Source organism: Pseudomonas sp. NS1(2017), from assembly GCF_002269425.1.
GTDB classification, from domain to species: Bacteria; Pseudomonadota; Gammaproteobacteria; order Pseudomonadales; family Pseudomonadaceae; genus Aquipseudomonas; species Aquipseudomonas reactans.
This window is the reverse complement of sequence record NZ_CP022960.1, coordinates 1,296,507-1,316,132: the sequence shown is the minus strand read 5'-3', so window position 1 is coordinate 1,316,132 and position 19,626 is coordinate 1,296,507. Positions and strand designations below refer to the sequence as shown.

The 19,626-nt window shown below is 60.8% G+C and carries 15 protein-coding genes; 4 read left to right on the top strand and 11 right to left on the bottom strand.

What is annotated here, in order from left to right; genetic code table 11:
- The first annotated feature begins 39 nt into the window (after window positions 1-39).
- From CI807_RS06335 to CI807_RS06325, 3 genes are all read left to right on the top strand, one after another.
- Window positions 40-1,242: a Fic family protein gene (locus tag CI807_RS06335; RefSeq protein ID WP_095014082.1), complete on the top strand. Its 1,203-nt coding sequence runs from the start codon at window positions 40-42 to the stop codon at window positions 1,240-1,242.
- Between the two features lie 116 nt (window positions 1,243-1,358).
- Window positions 1,359-1,940 (top strand): LemA family protein, encoded by a 582-nt coding sequence (locus tag CI807_RS06330; protein WP_095014081.1) that lies wholly within the window; start codon window positions 1,359-1,361, stop codon window positions 1,938-1,940.
- Window positions 1,937-3,103: a hypothetical protein gene (locus CI807_RS06325; RefSeq protein ID WP_095014080.1), complete on the top strand. Its 1,167-nt coding sequence runs from the start codon at window positions 1,937-1,939 to the stop codon at window positions 3,101-3,103. The genes CI807_RS06330 and CI807_RS06325 overlap by 4 nt, the downstream gene beginning before the upstream one ends.
- On the opposite strand, the gene pbpC is transcribed toward CI807_RS06325, so the two are convergent.
- The 3 genes from pbpC to CI807_RS06310 all read right to left on the bottom strand — a co-directional run bounded on the left by pbpC (window position 3,104) and on the right by CI807_RS06310 (window position 11,890).
- Window positions 3,104-5,404 carry a penicillin-binding protein 1C gene (gene pbpC / locus CI807_RS06320; RefSeq protein ID WP_095014079.1) on the bottom strand — a complete coding sequence of 767 codons (2,301 nt, stop codon included), beginning with the start codon at window positions 5,402-5,404 and terminating at the stop codon, window positions 3,104-3,106.
- Window positions 5,385-11,183: an alpha-2-macroglobulin gene (locus tag CI807_RS06315; protein WP_095017510.1), complete on the bottom strand. Its 5,799-nt coding sequence runs from the start codon at window positions 11,181-11,183 to the stop codon at window positions 5,385-5,387. Before CI807_RS06315 ends, pbpC begins: the two co-directional genes overlap by 20 nt.
- Before the next feature lie 77 nt (window positions 11,184-11,260).
- Window positions 11,261-11,890 (bottom strand): LysE family translocator, encoded by a 630-nt coding sequence (locus tag CI807_RS06310; RefSeq protein WP_095014078.1) that lies wholly within the window; start codon window positions 11,888-11,890, stop codon window positions 11,261-11,263.
- A gap of 135 nt (window positions 11,891-12,025) precedes the next feature.
- On the opposite strand from CI807_RS06310, the gene CI807_RS06305 reads away from it, so the two are divergent.
- Window positions 12,026-12,499, top strand: a complete 474-nt coding sequence (locus tag CI807_RS06305) for an Lrp/AsnC family transcriptional regulator (RefSeq protein ID WP_025854407.1) — start codon at window positions 12,026-12,028, stop codon at window positions 12,497-12,499.
- A 196-nt stretch (window positions 12,500-12,695) separates the two neighbouring features.
- Here CI807_RS06305 and CI807_RS06300 read toward each other — a convergent pair whose 3' ends face one another.
- The 8 genes from CI807_RS06300 to CI807_RS06265 all read right to left on the bottom strand — a co-directional run bounded on the left by CI807_RS06300 (window position 12,696) and on the right by CI807_RS06265 (window position 19,583).
- A complete protein-coding gene (locus tag CI807_RS06300; protein WP_095014077.1) occupies window positions 12,696-13,283 on the bottom strand; it encodes a mobile mystery protein B in 588 nt (195 codons plus the stop codon).
- A complete protein-coding gene (locus tag CI807_RS06295) occupies window positions 13,274-13,738 on the bottom strand; it encodes a helix-turn-helix domain-containing protein (protein WP_095014076.1) in 465 nt (154 codons plus the stop codon). The genes CI807_RS06300 and CI807_RS06295 overlap by 10 nt, the downstream gene beginning before the upstream one ends.
- Before the next feature lie 163 nt (window positions 13,739-13,901).
- Window positions 13,902-14,834 carry a phosphatidate cytidylyltransferase gene (locus CI807_RS06290; RefSeq protein WP_010207670.1) on the bottom strand — a complete coding sequence of 311 codons (933 nt, stop codon included), beginning with the start codon at window positions 14,832-14,834 and terminating at the stop codon, window positions 13,902-13,904.
- Window position 14,835: 1 nt separating this feature from the next.
- Window positions 14,836-15,456, bottom strand: a complete 621-nt coding sequence (locus CI807_RS06285) for a 1-acyl-sn-glycerol-3-phosphate acyltransferase (protein ID WP_095014075.1) — start codon at window positions 15,454-15,456, stop codon at window positions 14,836-14,838.
- A 9-nt stretch (window positions 15,457-15,465) separates the two neighbouring features.
- Window positions 15,466-15,909 (bottom strand): hypothetical protein, encoded by a 444-nt coding sequence (locus tag CI807_RS06280; RefSeq protein ID WP_095014074.1) that lies wholly within the window; start codon window positions 15,907-15,909, stop codon window positions 15,466-15,468.
- A complete protein-coding gene (locus CI807_RS06275; protein WP_095014073.1) occupies window positions 15,899-17,197 on the bottom strand; it encodes a phosphatase PAP2/dual specificity phosphatase family protein in 1,299 nt (432 codons plus the stop codon). Before CI807_RS06275 ends, CI807_RS06280 begins: the two co-directional genes overlap by 11 nt.
- Window positions 17,198-17,199: 2 nt before the next feature.
- On the bottom strand, window positions 17,200-18,948 hold the full coding sequence (locus CI807_RS06270) for a bifunctional alpha/beta hydrolase/class I SAM-dependent methyltransferase (RefSeq protein ID WP_095014072.1): 1,749 nt from the start codon (window positions 18,946-18,948) through the stop codon (window positions 17,200-17,202).
- Window positions 18,949-18,980: 32 nt separating this feature from the next.
- A complete protein-coding gene (locus CI807_RS06265) occupies window positions 18,981-19,583 on the bottom strand; it encodes a CDP-alcohol phosphatidyltransferase family protein (protein ID WP_095014071.1) in 603 nt (200 codons plus the stop codon).
- Between the last annotated feature and the right edge of the window lie 43 nt (window positions 19,584-19,626).

The window sequence follows — 19,626 nt, the reverse complement described above, 5'->3', positions numbered from 1 at the left end:
AAAACGGATCCGAAAATAAATCGGAAAAAGGTGAGAAAAATGACGCCGCAATTCATCTCCGGAAACCACTGGTTGGAACCTGTCTGGCCATCGCCTGGTTTCCCTGCGTCAATTTTACGGACGGCTGAAACGCTTTCGTTTCGTGCAGGGAAACTCACGGGTCTACTCCCCGAAAATACCGCCATCCGGATCGGCGGCCTGATGCGAATCACCAACAGCTATTACAGCAATCTCATTGAAGGCCAGTTCACTGAGCCTGCAACGTTGTCTGCGCGAGTCCCCCGGCGTGACTCCAAACAACTGCGTGAGCTGGCCGAAAGTCATATCGGTGTTCAGGAGTTGTTGGAACGAGCGGTACGTCGGCCAAAATCAATCGAAGCCTCTTGGGGTGTTTTCTTTGCCCCTGAGCTCATTTCTGTCATCCATCGCCGCCTTTTTGCCAGTGCCAGTGATGAGGATTTGCGGCTCAGTGATGGCCGACTACTTGTACCCGGTCAATTGCGGGATGTCGCACAACGCAACGTGATGGTAGATGACCATGCTGCGCCTGCTTGGGAGTCCGTTACGCCAATGCTCCAACGCCTGCAGCAGGTATACGGCGGACAACCCGACCAGACCTCCCGAGTTCTCAGCGCACTGGCTTACCACCATCGTCTCGCATTTGTTCATCCATTTGAGGATGGCAATGGCCGGGTGGTCCGCATGGCCACGCATTTGCAGTTGATGCGACTTGGGCTTGCGTCGCCCCTTTGGTCGCTTTCTCGAGGGCTGGCACGAAAACAAGATGAATACTATGGACGCTTACGCGCTGCCGATCAGCCTCGTCGAGGCGATCTCGATGGTCGAGGTCAGTTGACCCAACGCGGGTTGTTCGAGTTTGTAGAGTTCATGCTGCAAGTGTGTATCGACCAGATGGATTACGTAGAGCAATCCATGGGGCTTGTCAGCTTGCGCCAGCGACTTGAAAGAGTGATTGGACTCGAGAGTCGCTTCATCGAGTGCGGGGTAAAGCAGGATATGGCCAAGGCTATTCATATCTTGCTGACTCAGGGTGAAGTTGCCCGAGCAGATTTCAAGACCTTTTCTGGGCTTCATGATCGAGTGGCGAGTGATCAACTTAAAAAATTGATCGATATGGGCGTGGTCGAGGCGCCTTCGGCCAAGTCACGTTCGATCTTTCCTGGGCTTCCCGTGTGGTTTGCGCAGATGATCTTTCCTGATCTCCATCGGCGCTTTTATTAAATGGCAAAAGTAGGTGTGAGCCTTCTGTCCCTTTTGTGGACTAATTCCACATGGGGCGCCGCGCTTTACCCCTAAAATGCGACCCTGTGGATAACTCAGCCAGGGATGCCTTCACCATGAACATCGAACTCCTAATCGCCGGCATCGCCGTGCTGATCATTGTTGTCGGCCTGGTCGGCTGGATGGTGGGCGTCTACAACGGCCTGGTGATGCGGCGTAACGATGTGGACAAGGCTTTCGCCAATATCGATGTGCTGCTCAAGCAACGGGCGGATCAGATCCCGGACCTGATGCGTGTAGTGCAGACCGCGATGAACCATGAGCACGCGCTGTTTACCCGCCTCAGTGACGCGCGCCAGCAATACCTCAGCGCCAGTAGCCTGAATGACAAGGTTGACGCGTCCAACCAGTTGAACGCGGCGCTCAAGTCGGTGATTGCGGTGGCGGAGGGTTACCCGACGCTGATTTCCGGTCCCAATATGGTCGAGCTTCAGCAGGCTATTTCGGCTGTCGAAGAGCGCATCGCCGACCGTCGTGAATTCTTCAATGAGTCGGTCAATCTCTACAACATCGCTATCGCAGTGTTCCCCGACCTGTTTTTCGCGCGGATGCTCAGCTACCAGCGCATTCCACTGCTGGCCATCAGTGCCGAAGAAACCCGTTACGAAGGCGTGAAGCTTGAGGTGCCGGGGGCATGAAAACCACGCAGGCGGGCGAAGAGAAAAAGAAGTCGCGCTGGAAAACCCTGTTGGCGCTGTTATGCCTGGCAGGGTTTGCCTGCTTGTTGGTCTACGCGCCGATGACCGTGGTGGCGATGTTTTTCCCGTTATTCGCCCTGGTGTGCCTGCTGGCCAGCTTCGGCCCTAACTTCTACAAGACCGAACAACGACTGGCCACCAGCCAGATACGTTCTCTGGCCATGGGCCTGGTAGAGATCCGTGGCAAGGTGATTGTGGATAAACCGCTGGTGTCTCCGGTGCACGGCAAGCCCTGCGCGGGCTACGTGTGGATCATCGAAGAGGGCGAAAAGGACGACGACGGGCGCTGGAGTTGGAGCCGGGCCAAGAGCGAGGCGCGCTGCAACGACTTCCGTGTGCAGGATGCCACGGGAGAAATCCGCGTCATTGCCGAAGGCATCGACCTGTTCGGCAACAAATCACCGGACGACTACGAACTGATCGGCAGCTCGCGCCGCCAAGGCGAAATCCTGCTGGTCCAGGACTTGGACGTGATGCTGATCGGCGACGCCTGCGAGCGCGATGGCCAGACCGTGATCGCCCAGGGCAAACAGTCCAAGGCTGTATTCGGCGTGGCGCTGACCGAGGACGTGGAAAACCGTCGGGTGCTGGCGCCGTTGTGGCGTGTCGGCAGCTTCTACGGCGCGGTGGTGGCGATGCTCGGGGTTGGCGTGATGGCCATGACCCCCGCGCATTTCGCCCAATTGCAGTTGCCGGGCCCGGACACTTATCAACAGATGGAGTCACTTGGCCCTGTGTATAAGCTGCTGGCCTGGTTGTACCGCGAGGGTGGTTTTCCGATCCCCTTCATGGCTGCGTTTGGCTTCACGCTGACGATTTTCGTGGTGTTGATATGGACCCGGCTGTTGCTGCCCAAAGGCATGCGCCTGGCGGTAGGCCGTGTGCTTGGCGCTTGGATGGCGTTGGGCATGGTGATTGGCGGCGTGGTCACCCTGCTGCTGTTCGTCGCCCATGTGGATGCGCTGAAGCAGTTTCTGGTGTGGATGCTAATCCTACTGGGCACCCTGGTGTTCTCGTTGTTTGAGCAGCGCAAAATGGGGGTTGCGTACAGGCATTTTGCCAAACGCGTGAGCAAGGGCAGTTTCAGTGATGAAGATGCCTGATCAGGGCACAAACTCCACCTTCAACCCTCGACTCGTACTGCGCCCCTGATCATCACTGACCCGCAACCGATACTCCCCCGACTTGCCCGGCCGCCAGTTCAGTGTGCTTTGCGGTGGGCCCTGGCCGATCAGGGTTTGATCAGCAAACCAGTACAGCGTCGCTGCGTCGCTGGCGGCGTTGGCATTCAGCGGGATGCTTTCCTGGGGCTGGGACAGGCGCAGTTGATAGCTCACCTGGGTCAGCGGCGAACGGATCTGCGGGGCTTCGCTCTGGTCACTGAGGCGGTTGGGCTGGCAGTTTTTCATCACGTTGGGCGGCGTGCGTCGCGGCAGGCCGGCGGCGCGGTACAGGCGTTGCACGTCGCTGGGCCAGAATTCGAAGACTTCTTCGCGGGTGTATTGCGCGTCAAATGGCGGGCAGGCGGCTTTGCCGGTGCGGGTGTCGATCAGCACCGGGCGGTGCAGGTTGGACACCCGAATCGGCGATACGCCGGGGATGTACCAGGTCTTGCGGGTTTGCGGGCACCAGCGGTTGGGCAACTCGCCGGATGCGGCGCAGACATCGATGCGCACCAGCCCGGCGGGCGGTTTGTCGGCCTTGATGACCACGTTGGGCAACGCCAGGGGCAGGGAGTCTGCGATGCGAAAAAATAAGGGCGCGGCAGTCTTGGCACCGATAAATGCTGGGTTCGGCCGGCCATCGAAATTACCCACCCACACCACCAGCACGTAGGGGCCCACCAGTCCTGCACTCCACGCATCATGAAAACCCCAGGAAGTGCCGGTTTTCCACGCGGTACGCCAGTGGCGTCCGGGCAGACCATCCGGGCGAGGGTTTCGGCGCAGCATATCGCGAACCATGAACGCCGCCTGGGGCGTCAGCAGTGGGGCGCCGGTGGTCTGGGGCTGTTCCTGCAAATAGCGCAATGGCCGCAGATGCCCGTCCCCGGCCAACATCACGTACAGACGCGCCAATTCTTCCGGGGTCATTTCACCGCCACCGAGGGCCAGGGCCAGGCCGTAATGGCTTTCGTCACGCAGGCCTTTGATCCCGGCGCGTTGTAATAGTCCATACAGGGAGGGCGACTTGACCTGGCTGGCGAGCCACACCGCCGGGATATTGCGACTACGGATCAGCGCATCCCGCGCTGTCAGTGGCCCGACAAAACTGCCGTCGAAATTTTCCGGCTGGAAGTAGCCGAAGTTACTCGGCAGGTCCTTGAGGATGCTCATGGGGTGAATCACCCCTTGGTCCAGCGCCAGCCCGTACAGGAACGGCTTGAGTGTCGACCCTGGTGAGCGCCGCGACAGCACGCCATTGACCTGGCCGTGAAGGCTTGTGGATAAGTAATCCGCCGACCCGACCAATGCCTTGACGCTCTGGTCGCGGCTGTCGATCAAGATCGCCGTAGCGTTTTCCACACCGGTGCTGCGCCGTTCGGCGATGAAGCCGGTGATCAGGCGTTCGAGCAATTGTTGCAGCGGCAGGTTGAGGGTGCTGTTCAGCTCATTGCCGGGCTGGGACGCCAGCAGTTGTTCACTCAAATGCGGCGCCAGGAACGGAATCTGCTGGCGGCTGCGTGCTTCCAGGGGCAAGTCCAACAAGCTGTCATTGCGCGGGTCTTGTGGATAAGTCTCGCGCCAGTCAGCCATCAAGCGCTGCCGCGCCTGTTGCAGCGACGGGCCGAAGCGCGCGCGTCGACCCGGTTGTTGTGGGATCACCGCCAGCGCCAACGCCTCGGAAAGCGACAACTGCGTCGCCGACTTGCCGAAGTAAATACGGCTGGCCGCCTCGGCACCTTCGATATTGCCGCCCATCGGCGCCAGGTTCAGATAGGCCTCAAGGATGTCGTGCTTGCTGTAGCGCGCCTCCAGCCACAGTGCCAAGGCCATCTGCTGCAACTTGCCCGGCACCTGGCGGGTGTTCAAGTCCCACAGGCGCCGTGCCAATTGCATGCTCAAGGTCGAGCCGCCCTGGCGCTGGCCACCGCTGTAGGTGGCCATGGCCGCGCGCAGCAACGCCGGGGGATTGATCCCCGGGTGCCAGTAGAAATTGCGGTCTTCCTTGAGCAGCAAGGCTTCGACCAATGAAGGAGAAATCCGCTCCAGCGGTAGCCAAAGTCGGTATTGCCCGTCGTCCGCCAAGGTCATGCGCAGCAGCGAGCCATCATCGGCCAACACCACCCGCGATGAGGTCACCGTCTGTTCCAGCGGAGCATGGGGCCACAATCGCAGCCCCACCAGGACCACCGCCGCTGCGAACAGCGGCAGTGTCAGGCGCTTAAGGCTTGGTAATTTCAAGCTGGCCTACTTTGCCGCGCCCTTGCAGGGTGGTTTCGTACATGCCTTCGGCATAGGCCGGAGGCGTATTGAAAGTGCCCGCGTTGGTAGCGCGCACGCGGTAGACGAAAGTGCCTACATCACGCAGCGCGGTGCCATACAACACCACTCGATCATCACGTACGTCCACGTACTCCGGCTGCCAGTTGCTCAGTTCGGTTTCGCCGATGGGGGCTTGCCAGCTTTCTTCTTCCTGGCTGTCCTCTTCCACGTACTCAGACTCTTCGCCTTCCTCGCTGCTGGCGGCTTCTGGCGCCGGCGGCAAGTTATACACAGGCTCGACGCCACCCGGCAGCAGGTCGACCACGGCCACTTGCTGCACCTGGTCACGGTCGGTCGCGCGCAGACGCAGGCGCACCAGGAACTCATCGCCTACCGCGACCTTGCTCACCGGCTCGCCCTTGAGGTCGAGGTACTCGTGGATGATCTCCAGGCCATTGGTGATCGGCTTGAGCTTGGCGCCCTTGTCGAAACCGGCTTCGCTGAGCATGTAGAACGCCGCCGGGCCGTCGGATTTTTCCATCACCAGCTTCTGCGTCGCACCCGGCACGGCGGCGCGGGGTGGCTGACCGGCCATCTCCAGTAATTGCTTCTGCTTGTCCCCCAGCCAGGCGGTGGCCTTGAGCGTCATGTCGCTTTGCGCACGCTGGCCGTAGTTGTCCAAGGCGCGCAGCAGCAGGGCCGCCGACAGCGAGTTGTAACGCTGCTCGTTGAGGCGCTTACCGAGTTTATCCAACAGCGCTGTAGGCACATCGTCCATCAGCTCTGGGAAATGTCGCGCCAGCAGGTGCAGGTGTTCGGCGTCGTGCACCAGCGGGTCGTAGTACAAACCGTCGCTGTCCCACTTATCCACAAGCGAGCGCCAGGGGATTTTGCGGAACAGCGTGTCAGCCTGGCGATCCTGCTTGAGCAGCTTGTAGCTGGCCGCCAGGTAGGCGGCGCCCAGGTCGTTCTGCCAGCTGTCCTTGAAGTAGCCCTCGTAGCGCTCGCGGATATCGCTCAAGGCGCCGCTTACCAGAATCCCCTGACGGCTCAGCAGGTAACTGGCGTAGGCGCGGTTGCGCAATTCCGACAGGCCTTCGCTAGGACCGTTGGCCAGGTCTGTCAGGTACGCATTCGAACGCACCAGCAAATCTTCCGGCACCGGCAGGCCACGCTCCTTGGCTTCGATCAGGAAGTCGGTGGCATACAGGCTGGCGTACGGCGCCACGTCCGGGTTCGCTGCCCACAAACCAAAGCCGCCGGCCTGGTTCTGGCGCTGGCGCAGCATGCGCACCGCGCTGCCGAAGGCCTGTTCGGCTTCAGGTGCGTTGCCGCCCCAGATCAGCGCCGGCATGGCCTTGGACACCAGTTGCTCGGTGCAGGCGTAGCCGTAGTCGTCCAGGTAATGCTTGAGGCCGTTGGCCCACACCAGTGGTGAGGCCGCCACGCCCAACTGTACGTCGCGCAGTTGGCTGAACAATTCGCGGGTAGGTTTGAGCTCTTTGCTGGCGCTCTCAAAGCGACCCAGGCTCAGGGCGACGCGATGTTCGCTCAGTGGGCGGATCGAAGTGGTCTCGGCCACCTGGATACGTTTGCCGTCCGGCAACACTGCGACAAATCGCAGGTCCGCTGAACCCAGGGTCTCGCCAACCTTGATCTTGAACTCGGCGGTGCCTTCCTTGCGCGGTTGCAGGGACAAGGTGCTGCCCTTGTCGCCCTGTACCTTCAGGCCATCGCTGGTCTGCAGTTCAAACTTCACCTCTGCCGCCGCGTCGAGGTTGCTGAACACCCCGGCGCTGACGTTGAACACATCCCCCGGCGCCACAAACGCCGGCACGTTTGGCGTGATCACGATGGGACCACGTACATCGGTATTGGCTTCGCTGACACCGACACTGTCGTTATCCACAGCCACCGCAAACAGGTGCAGCTTGCCGTTGAAGCTGTCCGGCACCTGGTAATGCAGCACGGTTTCGCCAGCGGGCAGGTCGACCAGTCCAGACCACCAAGCCACAGGCGGCTGGTGTTTACGCTTGAACGGGTTGAGGTGATTGGCCAGGGCGCCTTCCGTATCGCCACCGGGCGCTGCCCCACTGAGCAGGCGGCTGAATTCCGGCAGGATCAGGTCAAGAATCTGACTGGTGCCGACCTCCAGCGCTCGCTTCTGGAAGAAGAAGCCCAGCGGGTCCGGCGTCTGGTAGCGCGCCACTTGCAGGATGCCTTCGTCCACCGCGTACACCACCGCGCGGCCTGGGCGGTCGGCGTTGACCTTGATGTCGAGCATCTGCCCCGGCTCGATCTTCGCCGGGCCTTCAACCTTCAGCGCCATGCGCCGCGCATCCAGGTTGATGCTGAAGGGCACCACGCCATAGGACAGCGGGCTCATGTACACCTCGGCCGAACCCATATCCCGTACAAACTGCACGTTGACGTAGGCATTGCCTTCAAGCCCTGCAGGCACGCGGATATGTTGCACGCTGTTGGTGCTGTCGGCCTTGAACCACTGCTGGGTGTAGACCTTGTCCCGCTCGATGGTGATCAAGCCGGCACCGGTATACGGCGCACGGATGCTGATCGCAATTTCATCACCGGTGGCATAGCTGCGTTTATCCAGGCGCAGTTGCAGCTCGGCATTGCGTTCCAGCGAACGCGAGGTGTTGCCTCGTCCGGCCACGCTGTAGTCGATCTGGTTGAGCAGGTTGCCGTTGGCGTCTTTCAATTGCAGGGTGAAGTCACCCGGTGTGCCGGTGTTCAAGGCCTGCTTGGCGCCCTCCTGGGTCATCACCAGCGGTGAGGCCGGCTGGCTGATGTTCTTGATGCGCGACTCGTACTTGTAGGTGCCGTTGGATTGTTTCACCAGCACCGACACATAACGATGTTCGACCACTTCAGTGGTCAGGCCGTCCACCGCCAGGGGCGAAAGGTCCGGCGCGACAGCCAGCCATTGCACTTGGCGCGGCGCATCCTTGGCGACGTACGACAGCGAATCCTGACTTTTCACACCTACAAGGTAGGACGCGGACGACACCAACAAGGCACTTTGCGCCGCCACATTGCGCCCGCCTTCGGCTTCGAACACCTGGCTCATCACCTGCAGGCGATAGGTGCTATTGGCGAAGCGCTGCAGGTTGAGGTCGAGCACGGCCTGGCCGTTATCGTCGACGGTGGTTTCGGCCAGGTCTTCAGTGGTGGCGTCTTCCAGGGAGTCGTTGAGGCGGAAACGGAAATCCGGGTAACGATCAAACGCCGCGAGCGTCGGGCTCAGGGACATTTTGGCGGTCACGCGACGGCCGGACGCCGGGGCGCCAAACAGATGCATCGCGGTGACCTTGGCCACCACCTGGTCCGGTGGAATCCAGCCCTGCACAGGCGTGTCGTGCAGGCTCAGGCTGACCTTCATGCGGTCCGGCTCAAAGTCGCGGACCTTGAAGCTCACGCTGCCCAGGTCGGTGCGGGTCTGCTTCTCGCCGATCAACTGGAGGGTCGCGGTGTATTCCCCGGCAGGGGCGACTTCGCTGCTGGGGAAATCAAAGGTTTCAAAACCGCTGGCGGACAGCTTCAACGGCTGGCGAATCACTTCCAGGCCACGGGGGTCGGTGATTTGCAGTTCCACCGGCAGGCCCAGCAGGGCGCCTTTCCAGTTGCCGCTGCGCACGATCATGCCCAGGTGCGCGGTTTCGCCCGGACGGTACAGGCCGCGGTCGGTAAACAGGTAGGCGCTGAGGCGATCGATCGCACCGTCTTCTTCCAAACCGCCTACATCGAAGCGCGACAGATCCAGTTGCTGGGACTGACGGGCGATCGGCAAAAACGACTGGTCATTGCCGCGAGTGACCACATACATCAGCGGCGTTTTCTCACGGCGCAACTCATCCAGCTTGGCGAAGTGCGCGTGGCCTTCGGTGTCGGTGCGGCCACTGCTCACCGGCAGACCGTTACGCCCAATGATGTCGACTTGCGCGTCGGACACCGGCGAACCGTTGCCGATGGACTGCACATACACGTCATGGCTGCCATCGCTGGAGCGCTTGGCGATGATGCCCAGGTCCGTCACCACGATAAAACGCAGGTCGCTGGTGTTGCTGCGGTCGTACTCGAACGTGCGTTGGGCCGGGTCATCCTGCGGGCTCAGCTTGAGTACGAAAATCCCGCGACGGCCGCCATTGGCGGTGAGGTAGTGGCTGAGGTCCACGTTGTCGTAGACGGTTTTCGCCGGGTCATTGGATGACAGCGGGATATCCAACGACTGACGCTCGACCATGCGATCGAAGTATTCGTTGCCGAAGTTCGGCCGGGCAAAGCTGCCGCTGCTTTGGTCCACCAGGTGTTGCAACTGGTTGGGCAGCAGGCGGGCGATTTCCACATGGGCGCCAGGCACACCGCGGGCCATGAAGCCCAGGCGTTTTTCGCCATTGAGGCTGAGCAAGGCGCCGTCAGACAGGAACTGCAAGGTGCGTGGGTAAGCCGGCATGCTGATCAGCGACGCCGTAGGATTCTTCGCCAAATAGCCGCCGATGGCCTCCAGGTTTGCGGGTACGCGCACATACACCGCGCGCCCGGCCGGGGCCTTGAATTTGAAGGCGTGCAGGGTATTCAGCGGTTCGACGCTGGGCACGTGGGTCAGGTTGAGCTTGGTACTGCGGGCGAGCAGGGCGTCGTCGATGTCGTTGCTGCTGTAGGGGCGCGTGTCGTCCTGGGCTTTTTCCGGCAACAACCAGGCCTGTACCTTACCGGCGATGGTCTCATCGGCTACCGCGCTGGAACTGCTGAACATCAATACCGGCTCTGGTTCACCCCGTGCGTTGTCGACAAAGCTCACTTCGGCGCCGGTAAAGGTCAGGCGATAGCGGCCGGGCACGGTGACTTCCGACACCAGCGGCGCGGTGCTGGCGTTGCCACCGTCGCGGGCCTTGATGCCTTCGTCGAGCTTGGCGCTGACTGGCGTGCTTTCCAGTGGCGTGGCCAGGGCGGCGGAGCGCACGTACGCGTTGAGTTTTTTCTCGTCGAAGGTGATTTCAGGGCGGTTGGGCAACTGGGCGTCGCGGTAGGCCAGGCCTTTGCCGAGGGTTACCGTAACGCGTTTGCGTAGGTTGTCTTCATCCACCGGGTGGGAAAAATGGAAGGTCGCCACCAGCTGTTTCAGCGTTGGGTTGGACGGGTCCTGGTACAGCTCGTTTTGCGCCAGGGTGGCGCGGAACGGTTGGGTGGAAAACTGCGTGCTGTACTGGTCGAGCAACACGCCGTCGGCGAGCAGGTTTTTCTTCGCTATATCGAGGGTGTAATGGGCGTCGATGGGCCAGTCTTTTTCCGGCACAAACAACAGGCTGCGGTCATCCGCCCAACGCCAGGTGCCCGCCATCGCAGGTTTAAGGGTAATACCCTCGGTGACCGGTTTGCCGATGGCCGACAACGGAGCCACGGATTCGCCAAAGCGCACCTGCAAGTTATCCACAACCGGCGTTTGCTGGGTGTAGTCGGTGAGGTTGGGTTTATGCAGCGAGTAGCTCGCGGTATGCGGCTGTGGCAGGTTGGAATACCAGTGCCAGCCGTAGAAACCAGCGGCGGCCAGCAACACCAGGCCCACTAAGCCGGCACCGGTTTGACGCGGATAAGCGCGCGCCTTGCTGCCCAGGTTCGCCAGCCCACGGCCGATGGCGCGCAGCCAGAACGGCGGATGCCATTGACCAAAGACGGCCCCCACCGCAGTCAATAACGCACCGACAATACGGCGGCTGATCGCTTTGAACGAATCGAACATGGTGAGCATCCCTGGCTAAGTGCGGCGTATCTTACACGCGTCTTTGATACAAAAGATGACGCCGATACGCCGCACCGCTAGGCGTGTTGCACAAAAGTGAGACGCACCGCAAAACCGATCAAAAGACTGCCGAATAGCCATTGCTGCACACGCTGCGCCGAGCGATTGCGTGCCAGCCACTGGCCAATGCGCGCGCCGGCCAAGGCGTAGCAACAGTCGAAGGCGAAACCGACCGCGACCAGGATCACGCCCAGCAACGCGAATTGCGCCGCCACGGGGCCAGCTTGCGGGTCGATGAATTGCGGCAGCAGCACCGAACAGAACAGCAGCGCCTTGGGGTTGAGCAGGTTGGTCAGCAAGCCGCGTTGCAGTGCGGCACGCCAGGCGTGGGTTTTCAGGGTGGCGTTGGCCGTATCGAGCGTCGGCAGCATATTTGCCCGCAGGCACTGCACCCCCAGCCATAACAGATAGGCCGCGCCACCCAGCCGCACCACATCAAAGGTCCAGGGCGCCACTTTGAACAAGGTCGCCAAGCCCATGCCTGCCAGGGCCACATGGCAGGCGCGGGCCAGTCCCAGGCCAATCGCGGTGGTCAGCGCCAAGGCTTTGCCTTGGCGCGCGCCGGTCTGCAGCAGCAGGATCATGTCCGGCCCTGGCAGCAGATACGCCACCGAAAGAGCCACCAGAAACAACCAGAGTTCCGCCATGTTCCACCCCCTTGTGTGTCGGTCAATTCTAGGGCCGAAGGGCGGGGCATGTGCTTGCGTAGTCAGCTAGAAAAGCGTCTAGTCGTGGCACTATCTGCCACTTATCACTCTATTGGCCATCCACTTATGCCAAATCTGAAACTCGACGCTTTTGACCGCAAGATTCTTGAAGCCCTGCAACGCGACGGCCGCCTGAGCAATGTGCAACTGGCCGACGAGATCGGGCTGTCTGCCTCACCCTGCCTGCGACGCGTGCGGTTGCTGGAAGAAGCCGGTGTGATTCGCGGCTACCAGGCCACACTGGATCGCGATGAAGTGGGCCTGGGGATGATGGTGTTCGTGGGCGTGAAGGTGGAGCGGCATAATGACACCGAGGCCAACGCGTTCCGTGAGGCGGTCACGGCGTTGCCAGAGGTGATCTCGGCGTTCCTGGTGTCGGGGGAGTCGGACTTTCTGTTGCAGGTGGTGGTGCCGGATTTGCGCGGCTATGAGCGGTTCGTCACGGGTAGTTTGCTGAAGCTGCCGGGGGTGAGGGACATTCGCAGCAACTTCGCGATTCAGACCGTGAAAACCCCGGGGGCGTTGCCACTGGGGCATTTGCCGGGTTAGGCGCTTCTGATGGGCGAACACCGTACTTGTGGCGAGGGAGCTTGTCGAACCGTCGCACCGTCCCGTTGGACTGCGCAGCAGTCCTAATCAAAAGCTGGGGCCGCTTCGCGACCCAACGGGAGCAAGCTCCCTCCCCACAGGGTTACAGCGGATTCACGATTCACCCTAACGTTGCCCGTTATCCTCAAGCGGCGCTTCAACTGCGCACGAATGCCAACAGTAGCGTGTAATCATTGTTGTCGGCAGCGCGAAGCGCTTGGATGTAGCGTTGGCGCACTTCATTAGCGGTCACCAAGTTACCGCGACCCCAGGAGAAGGGAGCAATACCACATTGCCTCAGCAGGCAGTCGGTCATGAGGCGAGCATGTCTACCGTTGCCATTCGGAAAGGCGTGTAGCCAAACAAGTCGATGGTGAAAGCGCACGGCAACCTCTTCTGGCGGGAAGACATTGTGTTCCAGCCAGTAAGCCATGTTGTCGAGCAACTGCCGCAAGTTGACGGCGATCTGCGTCCAATCACAGCCGATATTCTTATCGGATTTGCGGAAGGTACCGGCCCATTTCCAAGTGTCATCGAACATTTTCACGTGAAGCTCACGGCAGAAATGGTCGTTCAGTACATTCAGCTTTTTTTGCCGCGCTATCCAACGTGAGGCTTTGAGGATGTTCTGCGCCTCCCATTCATCCAGTTCGCCCTGGGTGGCGATATGCCTCGGTTTCAGGCCAGCGGCTTCGTCGGGATCGAGAGGCGTTTGGCCTGGTTTCAGTTCCAGTTCTATTGCCATAGGCGGGCCCACGAACCGTCGAGTAGTTCTCTGCGGCGTTCATCAATCTGACGTTCGATGAATGCATCAGAGGGGCGTTGGTCTTCGAGGCTCATGGAATGTGCAACGCCTAGGATTTCTTGCTTCGCCATGAATTCGGCGCGGTCTTGGATGACTTCGTGCAGGGGCTTCTTGGGGACCAGGCCGTAGACCAGTTCACAGTCCAGTGCTGCTGCTAGCTTTCTTAGCTGTGCGAGCGATATCCGATCTTCAGCCTCCGAGCGCTCGGACTTGGTCAACGTCCCTGAGGATACGCCGGCAATTTCGGCCTGCGTTTTTAATGAGCGGCCTAATGATTCTCGGATAGCCCGCAGCCAACCGCCTGGTGGAACAGTCGCATTTTTAACGTCATTAAACGGCTCAATGGCACGTTCTACCTGAGAAAGGCGCAGTTTGTAGAGCTTGGAAGCACTCATGGTGAATGACCTTATGTAAGCTTATAGGCTATCGAGTTTGTAATTAATATTAGCCTATAGGCATACAAATAAACTAAAAAATAAGCCTATAGGCTAACAAAATACATAATTTTGTTTGCCTATAGGCTTAAAAATTCGTTCAAATTGTTAATGGCAACGAAATTTACGTCCACCAATACCGTACAAGATGAAAGAAAATCGGCGCTGCAAAGCACACCGAATCCAACCGATCCAGCATCCCGCCGTGCCCTTCGATCATATGGCCCCAGTCCTTCACGCCGCGATCGCGTTTGATCGCCGACATCACGATGCCGCCGGCAAACCCGAGCAGGTTGATCAGCAGCGCAATCAAAAACGACTGCCACGGATTGAACGGCGTGGTCCACCACAGTGCCGCGCCGATCAGGGATGAGAGCAGGATGCCGCCGACAAAGCCTTCCACGGTTTTCGACGGTGACAGGTTCGGCGCGATCTTGTGCTTGCCGAACAACTTCCCACACACGTACTGCAATACGTCCGACAGTTGCACCACGATCACCAGGTAGGCAATCAGCAGCAGGTTGCGGCCTTCGTAGCCAGGGATGTCGAGGGTGAGCAGGGCGGGCACGAAGGACACGCAGAACACCGCGATCATCAGGCCCCACTGCACTTTCGACGCCCGTTCAAGGAAGTGCGTGCTGTCGCCACCCAAGGAGGCGAGGATCGGCAGCAGCAGGAACACGTAGACCGGGATGAAGATCGAGAACAGCCCGTACCAGTCCGAGTAGATCAGCAGGTACTGCAGCGGCAGCGCCAGGTAGAACGCGGCGACCAGCGCCGGGTAGTCGCTGCGGCGGGTGGGGGTGAGGGTGAGGAATTCGCGCAGGGCGTAGAACGACACCGCGTAGAACAGCAGGATCACCGCGCCGGTGCCGAGCCAGAAGGCGATGCCGATCACCACCACCATCACCCACCAGGCGTTGATGCGGGCGTTGAGGTTGTCGATGACGGCATTGGGGCTACCACGAGTGCGCAGCTTGAGGATCAGGCCGATCAGTGAGGCGAGCACCAGGATCGCGCCGATGCCACCGAACAACATCAGGGTTTGGCTATCCATGTCAGACAGGCTCCGGTGCAAGGGCGAGCAGAGCATCGCGGGTTCGGGCGAGGAAGGCGGCTTTGTCTTCGCCGTCTTCCAGTTGCAGCGGCGCGCCGAAGCTGGTGGTGCACAGCAGGGGCAGCGGCAGCACGCGGCCCTTGGGCATGACTCGGTTAAGGTTGGCGATCCACACCGGGACCAATTCGGCCTGTGGGTAACTTTTCGCCAGGTGATACAAGCCACTTTTGAACGGCAGCAGGCCGTCTTCAAGGTTGCGTGTACCTTCGGGGAAGATGATCAGCGAATCGCCGCCTTCCAGGGCGTTGAGCATGGGTTGCAAAGGGTTATCCACAGGGTCCTTGCGTTCGCGGTCGATCAGCACGCCGTTGAACACGCGGTTGATAATGTAGCGACGCAGAGCGCTGGTATTCCAGTAATCGCTGCCGGCCACCGGGCGCGTGAATTTACGCAGGTTCTGCGGCAGCGAGGCCCACAGCAACACGAAGTCGCCGTGGCTGCTGTGGTTGGCGAAGTAGATGCGTTGCACCGGCACCGGCGCGCACCCCAGCCACAGGCTGCGGGCACCGGTGACGGTGCGGGCCATGGAGGTAATCAACGTGGCGACCACGGGTTCGAACATGGGGATTCCTTATCCGGCGAAAGGCAGCCAAGGGCTGGCGAGGATCACGCCCAGGGTCAGCAGCGCTTGCGCGCCCAGCAGCCAGGCTTGTTTGCGCAACAGTTTGAGCGCGCCACGACGGCGCTCGGTCCAGGGCCGGCCAACGCGCTTGGCTGATTGCAGGCCAAGGGTTTGCAAGGCCTGGTCGAGGTCCGGGGTGCGGTCGATGTCGCGGGCCAGCAGGGCGAACAGATCGGCGTCGAAGGCCACGCGCAGCGCCCAGTACTTTTGCAGCAGCCCGAGGATAATCATCCACAGGCTCAGCAGCAGGCAGATCGGCGCAATACTCGCCATCAGCAGTTGAGCCAGGCCGAACGCGACGCCAACCAGGGTCAGGCCTGTGGATAACTGATCCAGCGAGCGACCTCGACGCAACAAGCTGGCGACAACCTGCAGTTCCATATCAGCGGGCATGGGGTAAACCCTCCAAAGCTTCACGGTGTGCGGGGTGCAGGACCACATCGGCCCGCGCTGTACGAATGATAGTCAGCGCATCCTCTATCGTCGCGGCGCGCCCGGTGTGCAGTAGCCAGGCCGCGACGGCGGTGGCGCTGCGCGAGTAGCCGAGAGCGCAGCACACTAGCAATGGGCCACTTGCGCGCAAGCGCTCGATGGCTTGCGCGGCTTGCAGGCATTCGGTGGGGCTCGGGGCAATCAGGTCCAGCACGGGAATCGATTGGTAAGCGCGGCCCTGTGGATTAATCGGCAATTCGGCACAGAGATCGACGATGGCCTTGAAGGGTTCTTGCTCGCTCGTTGTAGGAATACGCCCGAGCCAGACGTTATCCACAATCAGGTCCGGTTGTGGATGCTTGCGTGTCCACAGGCGCGAGTTGATCCAGGCAGCGGCCAGATAGGGCGCGTACAGCCAACGCGCAGCAGGTGTCAGTTGGCCGTCGGCGCGTTTCTGGAAGCCCGCAGCGCCGAGCACGAAGTAATTCGCTTTGATCAAGGCGAGGGAGACCGCTGGCCAAAGTATCCACAGCCATGCGCCACCCATCACAAATGCAAGGATCGCCAAGGCCAACGCGCCCACGCCATAGCGCACACCCAACCGCCAGCGCTTGGGATCCCGCGTCAGCCGTGCATTCAACAATGGGCTCGGATGTTCCACCGGCCACAACCACACACACAGCCAACCGGCGAGGGCGCCTGTGGGTAAGTCGATAAAGTGATGTTGATAAGTGGTCAGCACCGAAATGCCGATCAACGCGAACCAGCCATGCACCAGCCAACGCCAGATTCGCTGGGTATGGCGTTGGTACATGACCCACAGGATCACCAGCAGCGCGATATGCAGGGACGGCGCCTGGTTGAACGGCTTGTCGAACCCCGCCAGTACTGCAAACAGCCAGCCAAACACGCCGTCCAGCTCCGGCCGCTCGAAGGTGAAGCGCAGCGGCCAGAGCAGGAAGCAGCTCACGGCGATCACCTGGGCACTCAGCAAGCGCAGTGCATGTTGCTTCAACTCATGCCGGGTGTTGGGTAGCAACAGGGAAAACCCGTAGAGCAGGTCGATGGACCAGTAGGGCACTATGGTCCAGGCCCAGAACGGCATATGGGTTTCCCAGCCGAACACCAGCGTGCCGACGTCACTGCGCTGGCTGGTGACCCAGGTGGCAAAGCCGTAGGTGCTGAAAAACAGCGGCGCCAACAGCAGCAGCCACAGGACTGCGGGTTTCAATAAGCCGGGTTCGCGCATGCTCAGATCTTCTGTGCCAGGGACACGGTGAAAATGCCCCACTCATCCACTCGCTGGGTGATCTTGCGGAAGCCGGCGGCTTCCACCAGTTGATCCATTTCCGCTTGGCTGCGGCGGCGCATTACCCAGGCCTGGCCCTGGCGGTGGCTGGTCAGCGCACGGGCGATCAGCTCCAGTTGCGGGTGCCATGGCTGGCCGGTGTAGACCAGATAGCCGCCGGGCTCTACCGCCTCAGCGAGGCCCGCCAGCGAACCGCCGACCATGCCGTTATCGGCAAACAGCTCATACAACCCGGACACCACCGCCAGCGTCGGCTTGGGGTCCAGCGCGGCCAGATCCAGACGGTCAAAAGCATCGCCTTTGACGAATTGCGCGATGTCGCCCAGGCCTTTTTCGCGAATCAGCGCACCCCCGTCGCGTACGTTGATGTCGCTGTAGTCACGCAGCAGGATCGATTCCGGCAGCGGCGACACACCCTGCAAGGCTTCCAGGATGTAGCGGCCATGACCGGCGGCGATATCCACAATGCGCACTTCGCGATCTTCTCCACGCAACTTGGCCATCGCCAGACGCAGCAGTTCCTCCACATTCAACTTGCGCTGGCGAATGCCGCGCCAGCCGATGGAGTTGAGGTAGTTGCTGTCGATCATCCGCCCCAGCCCGCCCTTGCCGGTGGGCGTGTTGCGGTACACATAGTCCAGGGTGCTACCGGAGTCGAAACCGGTGTCGAAGCCCAGCTTCACACCGTCCGACAGGTTCTTGCCCAGGCCCATGCTGGCGCGGGTCATGCGCCAGTACAGGTCGCGCAAAGAGTTGCGCGGTAGCGGCGCGGCCAGGGCTTCGGACTCGGCGCAAGTAGCGCCCAGCTTGTCGGCGTCCAGCAGTGACGCGCGGTCCAGCGGATGTTCGAAGTTCTGCAGGATGAAACGCCGGGCGCTGCTCACCGCAGTGGCGCGGTCGCGTTCGCCGAGGGTGTCGTGGAAGAAACCGGGGAGAATGTGCAGCTCTTTTTTCAGGCTGCCGAGGCGGTCGAAAAATTGCTGTTGGGGTTTGCGGTGCACCACAAAGTCCGAACCCGAGATCAGCAGTTGCGTCGGCACCTGGATCGCCTGGGCATCGGCGACAACCCGGTCGGCCGCTTCGTACAGGCCTAGCAGCACATTCACCGAAATGGCCTTGGTAATCAGCGGATCGCTGTCGTAGGACGCCACGCGCTCCGGGTCATGGCTGAGGAACTTGGCCTTGACGTAACTGTTGACGAAAAAGTTGCCACGGAATTTGCGCATCAGCGCCAGGCCTGGCCGGGCGAATGGCACGTAGAGCTTGACCTTGAACGCCGGGGACGCGAGCACCAGCGCGCGGATTTTTGGCGCGTAGTCATGCGCCCACGTCGCGGCAATCACCGCGCCGACGCTTTGCGCAATGACGGCGAAGTTGTCTTCCTCGATGCCATAGGTGGCGCCGATGTGGTCGCAGAAAGTCTGCACATCACGGGCGCTGGTGGCGAAGCTGGGGCTGTCACCGCGTTCGCCGGGAGATTGGCCATGACCACGGGCGTCCCAGGCGAAGAAGTCGAATTGCGGCAGGTTCAGCTCATCTACCAGGTGGGCGATACGTCCCGAATGCTCATGGCCGCGATGGAACAACACGATGGCCTTGCGCGGCCCGGTAGTCTGCGTGGCCGGCCAGTGCCGGTAGAAAAGCTCGACGCCGTCGTGGGTACTGAAGGTGTGCTGTTGCTGTTCGCGCATCGCAAAAATCCTTATGCAATCGGTGAAATTTCTTATTGTTCTTTGAGGCCCTGACGCACCCGGTTGACCAAGGTGTAGGCGAGCAGGGCGGCCACCAGCCACATCACCGTGTCGACCCAACCCGCGCCCAGCCAGCCCAGCGCGACGCCGGTGGCCAGTACCCCGAGTACAAACGCACGATCGCTTTTGCCCATCGGCCCGTCATAGCGCCGCGATGCGCCCACCATCGGCCCCAGCACGCCGGCGTATTCGCTGAACACCGCCAGTAGCGCCACCAGCAGCACCGGCGCCAGGCTCACGCCGGGGATCAGTGCAAACGGCAGGATCAACGCGCTGTCGGCGATCACGTCGCACAATTCATTCAGGTAGGCGCCCAGGCGCGACTGTTGGCCGAATTCACGGGCAAGCATGCCGTCGATGGCGTTGAGCGCCATGCGCAGGATCATCCACAGCGGGATCAGCGCAAACAGCCACAGGTGTTGGGCGAAGCTGGCAATCAGCAGGCCGACCAGCAAGGAAATCACGCCGGCCAGCACGGTGATCTGGTTGGCGGTGGTGCCATTGTCATAGAGGCGCTGCACAAGAGGGCGCAGCAGGTTTTGAAAACGCGGCTTGAGCTGATAGATCGAAATCATGGGGAGTGACGCTTCCTTGTCCGTGGACCCGCGAAAAACTGTT

Coding starts and splice junctions, on each gene's coding strand:
- CI807_RS06335 (WP_095014082.1), top strand. CDS start 40: ATGACGCCGCAATTCATCTCCGGAAACCACTGGTTGGAACCTGTCTGG.
- CI807_RS06330 (WP_095014081.1), top strand. CDS start 1,359: ATGAACATCGAACTCCTAATCGCCGGCATCGCCGTGCTGATCATTGTT.
- CI807_RS06325 (WP_095014080.1), top strand. CDS start 1,937: ATGAAAACCACGCAGGCGGGCGAAGAGAAAAAGAAGTCGCGCTGGAAA.
- CI807_RS06315 (WP_095017510.1), bottom strand. CDS start 11,183: ATGTTCGATTCGTTCAAAGCGATCAGCCGCCGTATTGTCGGTGCGTTA.
- CI807_RS06310 (WP_095014078.1), bottom strand. CDS start 11,890: ATGGCGGAACTCTGGTTGTTTCTGGTGGCTCTTTCGGTGGCGTATCTG.
- CI807_RS06300 (WP_095014077.1), bottom strand. CDS start 13,283: ATGGCAATAGAACTGGAACTGAAACCAGGCCAAACGCCTCTCGATCCC.
- CI807_RS06295 (WP_095014076.1), bottom strand. CDS start 13,738: ATGAGTGCTTCCAAGCTCTACAAACTGCGCCTTTCTCAGGTAGAACGT.
- CI807_RS06290 (WP_010207670.1), bottom strand. CDS start 14,834: ATGGATAGCCAAACCCTGATGTTGTTCGGTGGCATCGGCGCGATCCTG.
- CI807_RS06285 (WP_095014075.1), bottom strand. CDS start 15,456: ATGTTCGAACCCGTGGTCGCCACGTTGATTACCTCCATGGCCCGCACC.
- CI807_RS06280 (WP_095014074.1), bottom strand. CDS start 15,909: ATGCCCGCTGATATGGAACTGCAGGTTGTCGCCAGCTTGTTGCGTCGA.
- CI807_RS06275 (WP_095014073.1), bottom strand. CDS start 17,197: ATGCGCGAACCCGGCTTATTGAAACCCGCAGTCCTGTGGCTGCTGCTG.
- CI807_RS06270 (WP_095014072.1), bottom strand. CDS start 18,948: ATGCGCGAACAGCAACAGCACACCTTCAGTACCCACGACGGCGTCGAG.
- CI807_RS06265 (WP_095014071.1), bottom strand. CDS start 19,583: ATGATTTCGATCTATCAGCTCAAGCCGCGTTTTCAAAACCTGCTGCGC.